The organism is Bartonella silvatica, from assembly GCF_040545155.1.
Lineage (GTDB): Bacteria > Pseudomonadota > Alphaproteobacteria > Rhizobiales > Rhizobiaceae > Bartonella > Bartonella silvatica.
Window position 1 is genome coordinate 1 of record NZ_JBEPLI010000027.1, and the last position, 11515, is coordinate 11515.

An 11515-nucleotide genomic window follows, 5' to 3' on the forward strand; every position below is an offset into this window, starting at 1 on the left:
GGCTTACCACCCACCTTATTCCATTTCTGTAATTCTGCTGAAATACAGTCATAATCCCCTTGATTAAGCTTTTTTAACAAACTTGACTTGCAAAAAGCTTTTATTCCTATGTTATAGCAAAACGAAACGAGAGCTGTGAATTGGCAATCCGTTAACGAAACCGTAACCGTTTCCTCTACTGCATTCTCAAATGGATATAATCCAAGATACGTTTTTCTTCTATTTGTGTTTTTACCACAAATCTTCTGATTTTATTGAGTTATTGTTGAAAAGCAGGGCTGTTAAGTGTATTCTCATCTGTATCATATTTTTTATATGCAACATTAAGGATTATGCCTAACAGATATCTTCATGCGTAGGTAAGTGTAGAGCCAATAGATTAAATGGTGTTTTTACTACCCGTCCCATCAATGGAAAAACTGCCATCTTTTGATGATTTTGTTCTCAGATAGATGCGTCAAAGTCATTTCTATGGGTTATGCTATTTAGATTCTGTTCTTTAATATAAGAAAACAAAACGGTATTTTACAATGGCATTTCTTACAGCAGCAATATGCTTGTCAAGGATCGCATATTGGCTATTTGTATGAGAGGTGTAGCATTTTTGTCTTTCTTAGTATTCCGTTTGTATAGCTGCAAGGTCACGGATAAATTTTTGTAGTTTTGTCGTTCTATTTTTTCTCGTAATGCAATCAGATGCTCTCAACGGTCCATATCGATGTCATTTCTAATGCTTTATCAAGAGTTTTGTTTAAAACTATGATGTTGACTTTTCAGTTTTTTGTCTTTCAATTGTTGTGTTTGTCATATTTTCATGCACCATCCATTTTGACAGAACGCACATTTAACTTTAAAATTTATCCGTAAAAACAGTGAATGACCATGTATTCCTAACCAATCCAACTGCGTACAAAAGCGACTGTCTAAACTACCGACATCTTTCACTCAAAAAATCTTTTTTAAGCTTTAATATTCTCGTTCAAAAAGATGTGGGCTTTCAATAATCAGCTTTTCTCGTGCTTTTTGCAATTGCTTAATAACTTCATCAATTTTTGACGAAGAATAACATGATTCTTGACTCTCCAATAAACGCTGTTTCTCTTTTCCTTCATAAAAGCATTGTATCTGAGACTGAAGTACTCTCATCTCTTGAAAAACAAGGCGACCTGTTTCCTTAAAGCCATTATTTAATGAAAAAAGCTGATCAGAGATTGAGAGCAAAATTTGTTTTAAAAAGCGCTCATTTTCTTGGCGTTCACGATATTCTAAAATGAGAGCATGACTTATTTCATCCAGCTGTTTTCTTGTCGAATCAATTTGACGCAATAAATTTGCTTTTTCCCCCATATTACTTTCCCTCACCTTCAAAAGCATAGCATGAATATCTAACAATTTAACTGCAGAATTAGACAAATAAGCAACCAATCTAGGTGTATTCATATAGCGTTCTTGTGTAATCATTATATAAATCACCTAATGACTATTTTTACACTCATCCCGCTATTTATTTAGCTTACAAAGCCATTCTAAAGAAAGTGCTAAAAAACACCCATTCATTTATATTTTATAGAAATATCTCCATAATCTTCACGGTTAATGTGGAGAGAATGGAGATAATAAGCGCACAGGTGTATAAATAATAAGGTGAGTTGTCTTTTCTAACACGCTACTACTGTCAGCAAGAAGGGCCTGACTGGGGGATAACTCAGTACCCTGCATAATTGTTGAAGCCAAAGAACCTTCACGAGAAAGAGCCATTAATGTTGGCGAAGAAGCAAAGACATTGTGTGCCCCACCATCAACGTTAGAAAAATCAAGGACAGCTATTCCATTTTTACGCAACATTTCAATATCAGTACCATCCCCAACACGATGATGTCCTCCCGTAAGACGCCTAGAAACAGCAAGCGCTTTATCAGCACGTGATACTAAAATAGCTGTTGGTTGAGGCAGTTTCTTAATATCATTCAATTGACGTTCAAACACATCAACATCGATATCTGGCGCTGCCATTAAGAGACTTGTGATACGACGAATAGGCCCATATTTTCCCCGTAACGCTAAAGTTCTAAATGCTTCCATGAGGACGAAATTACCCATAGAGTGTGCAACAACAGAAATCTGATCCGCATGTGTTTCACTTATGAGTGTCAAAAGCTCTATCAAACCGTCACGCGCAAAGTTGGCGCTATCACGATCATAAATGTAAAGAGGTATTGATCCAGCCGAGGGCCATGAGTAGTGTACAGTAACAACGTTTAAAGAGTAATCATAGGCAAACTGCGCTGCACGAAACGTGCCATCTGCGAAATTGTTATTATAACCATGAATAAAGAGAAAAATTTCTCTTTTGCCGTTTGGCTTTTTTTCTAAAGCAGCATTTAATTGTTGTTTAAATTGTTCTTTGTTATCGTATTTCCGCAATGCGACTGCTGCAAAATACTTGTCATGAGTTGGTTTATAGGTATTTATTTCTACAACACCTTTCATATGCTGTTGAGGAATTCCTACATCAACACGATTATAATGGACTTTATTGGAGCGCTCTGCTCCATAGGGTTGAGAATAATTTTTTTGCATCATACGACTTGTTGCAACATATACTGGAACAATGGCTCTTGGAGGAATCGGTTTATCTTCAACTTCTCGTTGCGCTGCAATCATAGAAGGCGTTGCATGAACTCCATGCCAAAGCACAGCACGCGATGCACTACATGCCGTTAATAAAGAAATACAAATAAAAAGTATAACACACTCTAAAACTGTAATTCGCACTAAAATACACCGACCCCATTAAAAAGATTCAACATCACATCTACAACAAAAAGCTTTCCGAAACACAAAATGAAATTTTTACCAAGGGTATAATAACAAATTACGCGCAAAGAAAAAGAGCACGAAAAAATTCAAATGGTGCGGTCGAGAAGACTCGAACTTCCACGGGTTGCCCCACAGCGACCTCAACGCTGCGCGTCTACCAATTCCGCCACGACCGCACGCGATAAAAAACGCATCGACTTTTTGGCTTTAACAAATCACAAAGAAAGGTACAAGCTCATTTTTACTTTCCCATCATTTATTTTATCTCAAAAAACAAAACGCGATACTATTTTAAAATAAACGCCGTATCATGGCCTTTGCGCCATCATCATAAAATGAGCCCGCACAGCTTGATCTTCTTCATAACAACCACGAAAACTTGTTGTAATTGTTGTCGTCCCTTGTTTCTGAATTCCTCTCATAACCATGCACATGTGTTCAGCCTCAACCAACACTGCAAGACCACGAGGCTTAAGATGCATTTCTAAAGCATCCGTTATTTGCGCTGTCATAGCCTCTTGTGTTTGTAAGCGACGGGAAAAAATATCCACAACACGTGCAATTTTTGAAAGACCAACCACCTTTACATCAGGAAAATACCCAATATGAACTTTTCCAACAATGGGGATCATATGATGCTCACAATGCGAATAAAAAGAAATATTTTTGATTATGACCGATTCATTATATCCTGCAACTTCTTCAAAAACAGTTCCCAAAACTTCTTCAGCCGATTTATTGTAACCAGTAAAGAGTTCGCAATATGCCTTGGCGACACGCTTTGGAGTATCTATAAGCCCCTCTCGACTTGGATTTTCTCCCACCCATAAAAGTAATGTGCGAATCGCTGCTTCCACTTCTTCAAAACTCGGACGTTTTTTCTCAGGTGAAAACGGGACTTTCATCTCTCTTTGAACAACATTGCACATCTAAAAACTCCAAACTGATCTTCTATAAAGCATTTGCTATATACCCATTCCATTTTGTATAATTCCTTAATATAAGCGAATTAAAAGTTTAAACAATCACGACTTTCAATATTTCAGAGAAGAGCTCATGATTGATGATATCTATAATGATAAAATACTTGAATATGCTGCGCATATAAGCAGAATTGGGCGTCTTAACAATCCTGATGCAACATCAAGAAGGCGTGCGCACCTTTGCGGCTCAACAGTCACGGTAGATTTAAAAGTAGAAAATAACATCGTAACAGATTTTGCCCAAGAAGTGCATGCATGTGTGTTAGGACAAGCTTCCGCTTCATTGCTCGCATCTCATGTTATAGGACAAACAACACAAAACCTAAAAATATTACGTGAGGTTATCGATCATATGCTCACGAAAGACGGTCCTCCCCCTTCAACTCCGTTTGAAGCATTTTCTTGCTTACAACCCATTAAAGACTATAAAGAACGCCACACATCAACAATGCTTATCTTTGATGCGACAGTAGACTGTATTGAACAAATTGAAGAAAAATAAATGCATAAATCACCTCCTCAACACAAAAAGAAACGAACGCGAAATTATACAGAATCTTGGCAAAAAACACCTGGACGATTACTCGGCACTCTCTTGATACGTTTCTACCAGATAACGCTTTCCAGTTTTATAGGAAATCAGTGCCGTCATAGACCAACTTGTTCGGAATATACCTATGAAGCGATTGCACGCCATGGGCTGTGGGCAGGTGCGTGGATGGGTTTTTTTCGTCTTATCCGTTGTGGCCCATTTGGCACACACGGCTTCGATCCAGTACCAACCTCTCTTGAAAATTCTTGTCGTTTTTATAAACCTTGGTGTTATTGGAAAATTTCTGCAAAACAAAACAAATAATTCTTTTCTTTTTTTATATGTCTTGATAGAAAATTAGTCTATCGAACTTAATAAATTGACTAATTTTTCATGAAACCATCCGCAATCGTTAGCGGAATTGGATTAAAGGGGTGTTTTATGTCTTGCTCTGTTTCTCTATCTTTTCCTGACGGTTCAAAACGTGATTACCCTACCGAAATGACTGGCTTGGAATTGGCAGAATCTATTTCTAAATCACTTGCAAAAAAAGCCGTTGCCTATAATCTCAATGGGAACACTCGGGATCTATCAGATCCATTGGGACAATCTGGTCAAATAGAAATTATTACCCGAGAAGACCCACGTGCTCTTGAACTGATACGTCATGATTGTGCGCATGTCTTAGCTGAAGCTGTACAAGAGCTCTTTCCTGAAACACAAGTGACGATTGGCCCGGTTATTGAGAATGGTTTTTATTATGACTTTGCACGTCAACAACCGTTTACATTGGACGACCTCACTGTCATTGAAAAAAAAATGCGTGAAATTATTCAACGTAATAAACCCTTTAGAAAAGAAATCTGGTCTCGTGAAAAAGCAAAAGAGGTCTTTTCGCAAAAAGGTGAATTTTATAAAGTTGAGCTTATTGAAAGCATTCCGCAAAACCAAGACTTAAAAATTTACTATCAAGGAGATTGGTTTGACCTTTGCCGCGGTCCGCATATGCAATCTACGAGACAAGTTGGAAGCGCCTTTAAACTAATGAAAGTTGCGGGAGCTTATTGGCGTGGTGATGCAAGTAAACCGATGCTCACAAGAATTTACGGTACAGCATTTGCTCATGAAAGTGACTTAAAAGCTTATCTTCACATGTTAGAAGAAGCAGAAAAGCGAGATCACCGCCGTTTGGGACGTGAAATGGATTTATTTCACTTTCAAGAAGAAGGACCAGGGATGATTTTCTGGCACCCCAAAGGCTGGAAAATGTTTCAAAACTTGATCAGTTATATGCGTAGACGCCTTGATGACCACCAATATGCGGAAGTAAATGCACCACAAGTGCTTGACAGATCACTTTGGGAAATATCAGGTCATTGGGGATGGTACAAGGAGAATATGTTCAAAACAATTCCAGCTGCTGAAGATTGGGATCATGAGAATGTTTATGCTCTTAAACCAATGAACTGTCCTGGTCATGTACAAATTTTTAAACATGGTTTAAAATCTTACCGCGACTTACCTATTAGGCTTGCTGAATTTGGTCTTGTCCACCGTTATGAACCTTCAGGCGCTCTACATGGTCTTATGCGTGCACGTAGTTTTACACAAGATGATGCACATATTTTTTGTACCGATGAGCAGTTAGCCGAAGAATGCCTTAATATCAATGAGTTAATCTTATCAACTTATGCTGATTTTGGTTTTAAAGAAATTAGTCTTAAGCTTTCAACACGTCCAGAAAAGCGTGTGGGCTCTGATGCATTATGGGATCATGCAGAAAGTATCATGCAATCTGTCCTTAAAACGATTGAAACAAAATTTGCGGAGCAGATTACAACCAGTATTCTTCCCGGTGAAGGCGCATTCTATGGTCCAAAATTTGAATATACATTAAAGGATGCTATTGGTCGTGAATGGCAATGTGGCACAACACAACTAGACTTTAATCTTCCTGAGCGTTTTGGGGCGTTTTATATTGATAAAAATTCAGAAAAACACCAACCCGTCATGATTCATCGTGCTATTTTTGGATCAATGGAGCGTTTTCTTGGTATATTAATCGAAAATTTTGCTGGACATATGCCACTTTGGCTTGCACCTGAACAAGTTATCATAGCAACAATTACATCTGAAGCAAATGAATATGCAAAAAAAGTAACGGCAAAGCTTAAAGCTGTTGGTCTTTCTGCAGCATCAGATCTTCGTAACGAAAAAATTAACTATAAAATACGGGAACACTCTTTACAAAAAGTCCCTGTAATTTTGGTCTGTGGCAAGCGTGAATCTGATACAAATAGTGTGAACATGCGCCGCTTGGGAAGTATGGATCAAACCCTCTTATCCCTAGAAGAGGCAATCAACCAACTCAAAGATGAAGCGACACCACCCGACTTGCGCCGCCTCATAAATGCTTAAATATAAACTGATAGATAAAAGAGGCTATAAAGTGAAATAAATGGCCCTCACCGTGCTCTATCAAGAACCCGCTTACACTCAATGAGCTCAAATAGCGTTTCTTGCAATAACGCTTTATCGGTTTTATCTTTGTGAACATTCACAGAACCGATAGGTGTTTCTCCCTCACTTCTCATAAAACTCAAAAGACCAAAAGAAGATTTTTTAGGTTTACTATCACTTAATTCAGACGTCTGCCCCGCATGTTTTTTTTCCATGACAACACTCATAGCATCAAGATCCCCATTACCAAACGCGGTAACAAAAGCAACACCATTCTCTTTCAAAAGACGTTGCACACCCTTGATCGTATACCCTTGATCATATAATAACTGCTTAATACCATTGAGCAAATCAATATCCGCTGGACGGTAATATCGCCTTCCTCCCCCACGTTTCATTGGTTTAATTTGTCTAAAGCGTGTTTCCCAGAATCTTAACACATGCTGGGGAAGCTCCAATAACTCAGCTACTTCGCTAATTGTGCGAAAAGCATCGGAGCTCTTATCCATTTTACAACACCCCATCTAAAACATTACGAACGATTCTAAAACGACTCATCAAAGTTGAATCTCACAATAAGATTGGTCAAAAGTAAGACCATATTTAACCCTATCTCAATTCAAAGAACCCTTTAAAATACAGAATTTAATTTTATACAATTCTTTTCAAGAAACGCCAAAAAATTATAATAGCAATTGATTGACATGATATTATTCTTTTTGTCTTGCACGATGAGAATCTAAAATTCTTTGTTTCAGTATATTGGCCGCCTTAAATGTTACCACACGCCGTGATGGAATAGGGGCTTCAACGCCTGTTTTTGGATTGCGCCCAACACGTTCATTTTTATTACGAACTTGAAATGTCGCAAAAGAAGATAATTTAACAGATTCACCTCTCACCAGTGAATTGCAAATTTCATCCAAAACCAACTCAACTAAATTCGCTGATTCAGTATGTGACAAGCCTACTTTCCTACAAACTACGCTCGCTAAATCTGCACGCGTCACTGTTTTACTTGTCATTATAACCACCTATTCAAATATTTAAATTACTAAGTGACTTATACGGTTTATTCAAGCACGGTCAAGTCCTTATCATCTACCAACGAATAAGAACCGCTCCCCATGTAAATCCACCTCCCATAGCTTCTAACATGACGAGATCTCCTTTTTTAATTCTTCCGTCACAAATAGCTGTTGTTAAAGCCAATGGCACCGATGCTGCAGACGTATTACCGTGTTGGTCAATCGTAATCACAACTTTATCAAGAGAAATTCCCAACTTTTTAGCCGATGATTCAATAATACGCTTATTCGCTTGATGAGGAACAAACCAATCTAATTGCGAAGCATCCGTACCAACAGCTGCAAAGCAATCGTCCACCACATCTGTGATCATACCAACGGCATATTTAAAAACTTCTCGTCCTTCCATACGCAAAAAGCCTGTTGTTTGTGTTGTTGAAGGACCACCATCAACATAAAGCTTGTCCTTATATGTACCATTAGAGCGTAATTTTGTAGATAATATGCCACGATCCAAAACTCCAGCTCCATCACTTTCTTGTGCTTCTAAAACAGCGGCTCCCGCACCATCGCCAAATAAAACACATGTTGTGCGATCATTCCAATCTAAAATTCGAGAAAATGTATCAGATCCGATAACCAAAACTCTTTTCACGGCTCCACAACGCAAATAAGCATCCCCGGTTGTTAAAGCAAAAATAAAGCCAGAGCAAACAGCTTGAATATCAAAGGCGAATCCATGGCTCATACCTAAAGCTTGTTGAATCTCAACAGCAGAAGCGGGAAAGGTACGATTTGGAGTTGATGTTGCCAGAATAATACAATCGATGTCTTTTATCGTCAAACCAGCATTGACAAGTGCTGCTTGTGCTGCTTCAACGCCTAAAGAAACTGTTGTTTCATTTTCATTGGCAATATAGCGCTGGCGAATTCCTGTACGTTGAACAATCCACGAATCAGATGTTTCAACGAATTTGGCAATTTCATCATTTGATAAGCTTTTTTTTGGCAAAGCACTTCCTACGCCACGCATAATGGATCGAATCATTCAGCCATCACCTTTTTATGATTTTTCATTATATTACAAAAGCCTATCATAGCTCGCCTTCATTTATTGTTGTTTCACTTTCCTGATCAAAAAGTGTTTCTTTATTCTCATGAAAACGCCGTAAATCAGCCGTTATTTTTTTCAGCAATCTATTATGAACCATCTCATACCCAACACGAATAGCAGAAGCAAAGCCATTCGCATTAGCGCTCCCATGACTTTTTATGACAACACCATTCAAACCTAAAAGCACTCCACCATTGACCCTATCGGGGTCCATTTTGTTTTTCAATGTACGAAAAGCACTCCGTGATAAAAAATAACCAAGAGATGCAAAAAAGGAACTTCGCATTGCAGAACTTAAGATCTCTGCTATCTGCCGTGCAGTTCCTTCTGCCGTTTTTAAAGCAATATTTCCAGAGAACCCCTCCGTTACAACAACATCTACGGTTCCCTTTCCAATGTCATTCCCTTCAACAAATCCCTTATACTCTAAACCTTCTAATTGCACTTCACGCAATATCATTCCAGCTTTTTTAATTTCATAAAGGCCTTTAACCTCTTCAACCCCCACATTTAAAAGCCCAACACTGGGCCTTTCAGTGTGATATAAAGCGCGAAACATGCCCGCTCCCATAACCGCCAAATCAACCAGCTGGCTAGCAGATGCACCAATCGTTGCGCCAATATCCAAAACAATACTCTCACTACGAAGTGTGGGCCAAATACCTGCAATTCCAGGACGTTCAGCTTCTGCCATCATTTTTAAACAAAAATAAGACATTGCCATAAGTGCACCAGTATTACCGGCAGAAATGCAAGCATCCGCCTCACCATTTTTTATGGCTTCAATTGCATGCCACATCGATGATTTACCGCGCCCATTGCGAAGTGCCTGACTTGGCTTCTCATCCATACGGGTATAACTTTCTGTAGGATAGAACCGCGATACAGAAGCCAAACAAGGGTATTTTTTTAAAACCGGCTTAACAACATCTTCTATTCCATAAAATAGAAAATAAATATTTGGCAAATATTTTTGAACAATCGCTGCACCTGCAATCGTTGTTTCCGGACCATAATCACCGCCCATTACATCCACAGAAATTCTAATCACGCTTGCATATCCCACATCTCTTCATTTGCGCTTTTAAACACATCATTAACATTTCTTATTACTGAACAATCACAAAACACACTGTGTGAAAACTTCCCCGAAGAAACACTGTCTTTATAATGGTATACTATAAATATTTTTTATATTTTACAGTCACTTCCAATTTTTTAAAACCGAAAATGGCGATCGTTTCTGCTCATCCTCTTCTAAAGTTTCAATCGAATCGATCTTTACCCCCTCTTTACGCGAATAATGATTAATAGATAACTCAAAAAATTCTTCCATCACTGCACCAACATCAATTTTATCGCCATAAAATACTTCTGGCGTATCTAAGCCCTCCACATCTAAAAACAATTCTCCCGTATCTTCCGATATTTTTGGCTTCGCCAAATTTGAACCTGCAGGAATAAAAACGACCTCAATATTTTCATAGAGAGTATTTTCCAATGGCTCCAATGTGACAACACATAACTGTATTATGCGTGCTTGTATAAAACCTTTTATACGTACGCCACATTTTTTCCAAGGCAAAATATGGAATTTTCCCTCACAGGATTTTACTTCCATTAAATCATGATTCTTAGCTAAATGCGCACACTCCTGCTGATTTGCACAAATATGGACTCTCATACCTTTAGCAGGCAGAGAACGGACTGAGACTGGATAAGCCAAAGCAAATATCATTTGAGAAGCATTGTGAACAGTCATTGACAACTCCCGAATATGAAAAAAAAGATATATTGCACTTTGATATTAAGCCAAACTACGCTTATTCATTTTTTTCTTTTCTAAAGAAACTCTATATGGCATAATTTATTTTTAACAGGGAAGCTCAATGTAATCTATCGTCGATCGAGTTAAAATGGAGAAAAACTTGAGGTTGCCTTCTGATCATACTTTTAAATACAAAAGGGAGAGAGCGTTGTTTCAGATGCCCCAGAGAGTAGACTTAATCAAACGTAAATTACTGATGAGTCTGTCAATAGCAAGCATGGTAGCAATTTCTGGTTGCAGTTTTCTTGATTCTTCGGGTTCCAGTCAGGTATATCAAGAAGGTTATATCCTCGATAAAAATGCCCTTAGCTCTATTATGGTTGGTTCAAGTAAAGAACAAGTTCTTTTAAGTTTAGGGACACCATCATTAAAGACAAACTACGATAATGAAGTCTTCTATTATATCTCACAAACACGCTATCGCGCTATGCAATTTATGAAAACAAAGATTATTGATCGTAAAGTTTTGGCCATTTATTTTAATAAAAATGAACAAGTAACCAAAGTAGCTCACTATGGTCTACAAAACGGTCGAGTATTTGATTTCATCACCCAAACAACACCAACGGCGACAAAAGAGCAACCTTTCTTGCTCCAAATTATTAAAGGTCCTGCGCATTTACCAGCTCATAACTAGCTTGTGTGAGTCTCACGACGGGCACCATGCTTTTTTTTATCAAAAATAATTTATTGATTTTCCATATGTTTTTTTAAGTGAGGGATGCGTAAATAAAAGTGAGGGAATAGGAT

At 38.1% G+C, this 11515-nt stretch carries 12 protein-coding genes, 1 tRNA gene and 1 pseudogene; 4 read left to right on the top strand and 10 right to left on the bottom strand.

Features of this window, described 5'->3' with window-relative positions; all coding sequences use genetic code 11:
* From ABID23_RS07200 to folE, 5 genes and pseudogenes are all read right to left on the bottom strand, one after another.
* Positions 1-200 (bottom strand): annotated as a pseudogene (locus ABID23_RS07200) (lysozyme); the annotation flags it as partial.
* 766 nt (positions 201-966) lie between these two features.
* The gene (locus tag ABID23_RS07205; RefSeq protein WP_354190720.1) at positions 967-1461 is read right to left on the bottom strand and encodes a hypothetical protein; all 495 of its coding nucleotides are present in this window, start codon (positions 1459-1461) and stop codon (positions 967-969) included.
* 132 nt (positions 1462-1593) lie between these two features.
* Positions 1594-2775, bottom strand: a complete 1182-nt coding sequence (locus tag ABID23_RS07210) for an alpha/beta hydrolase (protein ID WP_354190722.1) — start codon at positions 2773-2775, stop codon at positions 1594-1596.
* A gap of 136 nt (positions 2776-2911) precedes the next feature.
* A tRNA-Leu gene (locus ABID23_RS07215) sits at positions 2912-2996 on the bottom strand.
* 132 nt (positions 2997-3128) lie between these two features.
* On the bottom strand, positions 3129-3749 hold the full coding sequence (folE, locus tag ABID23_RS07220; RefSeq protein WP_435521255.1) for a GTP cyclohydrolase I FolE: 621 nt from the start codon (positions 3747-3749) through the stop codon (positions 3129-3131).
* A gap of 127 nt (positions 3750-3876) precedes the next feature.
* Between folE and ABID23_RS07225 the strand changes: the two genes are divergently transcribed.
* From ABID23_RS07225 to thrS, 3 genes are all read left to right on the top strand, one after another.
* On the top strand, positions 3877-4305 hold the full coding sequence (locus ABID23_RS07225) for an iron-sulfur cluster assembly scaffold protein (RefSeq protein WP_354190724.1): 429 nt from the start codon (positions 3877-3879) through the stop codon (positions 4303-4305).
* Positions 4306-4659: a membrane protein insertion efficiency factor YidD gene (yidD, locus tag ABID23_RS07230; RefSeq protein ID WP_354190726.1), complete on the top strand. Its 354-nt coding sequence runs from the start codon at positions 4306-4308 to the stop codon at positions 4657-4659. It begins immediately after the preceding gene.
* A gap of 117 nt (positions 4660-4776) precedes the next feature.
* Positions 4777-6753 (top strand): threonine--tRNA ligase, encoded by a 1977-nt coding sequence (thrS, locus tag ABID23_RS07235; protein ID WP_354190728.1) that lies wholly within the window; start codon positions 4777-4779, stop codon positions 6751-6753.
* Between the two features lie 47 nt (positions 6754-6800).
* Here thrS and ABID23_RS07240 read toward each other — a convergent pair whose 3' ends face one another.
* The 5 genes from ABID23_RS07240 to ABID23_RS07260 all read right to left on the bottom strand — a co-directional run bounded on the left by ABID23_RS07240 (position 6801) and on the right by ABID23_RS07260 (position 10699).
* Positions 6801-7304 (bottom strand): MerR family transcriptional regulator, encoded by a 504-nt coding sequence (locus ABID23_RS07240; RefSeq protein ID WP_354190730.1) that lies wholly within the window; start codon positions 7302-7304, stop codon positions 6801-6803.
* A 201-nt stretch (positions 7305-7505) separates the two neighbouring features.
* Entirely contained in the window at positions 7506-7820 is a 315-nt protein-coding gene (locus ABID23_RS07245; protein ID WP_354190732.1) for an integration host factor subunit alpha, read from the bottom strand.
* Positions 7821-7896: 76 nt separating this feature from the next.
* Complete coding sequence (locus ABID23_RS07250) at positions 7897-8871, bottom strand: beta-ketoacyl-ACP synthase III (protein ID WP_354190735.1); 975 nt, start codon at positions 8869-8871, stop codon at positions 7897-7899.
* A 46-nt stretch (positions 8872-8917) separates the two neighbouring features.
* Positions 8918-9988: a phosphate acyltransferase PlsX gene (plsX, locus tag ABID23_RS07255; protein WP_354190737.1), complete on the bottom strand. Its 1071-nt coding sequence runs from the start codon at positions 9986-9988 to the stop codon at positions 8918-8920.
* A gap of 153 nt (positions 9989-10141) precedes the next feature.
* Entirely contained in the window at positions 10142-10699 is a 558-nt protein-coding gene (locus ABID23_RS07260) for a DUF177 domain-containing protein (RefSeq protein ID WP_354190739.1), read from the bottom strand.
* Positions 10700-10922: 223 nt separating this feature from the next.
* Between ABID23_RS07260 and ABID23_RS07265 the strand changes: the two genes are divergently transcribed.
* Entirely contained in the window at positions 10923-11402 is a 480-nt protein-coding gene (locus tag ABID23_RS07265; RefSeq protein WP_354190741.1) for an outer membrane protein assembly factor BamE, read from the top strand.
* Positions 11403-11515 lie beyond the last annotated feature (113 nt).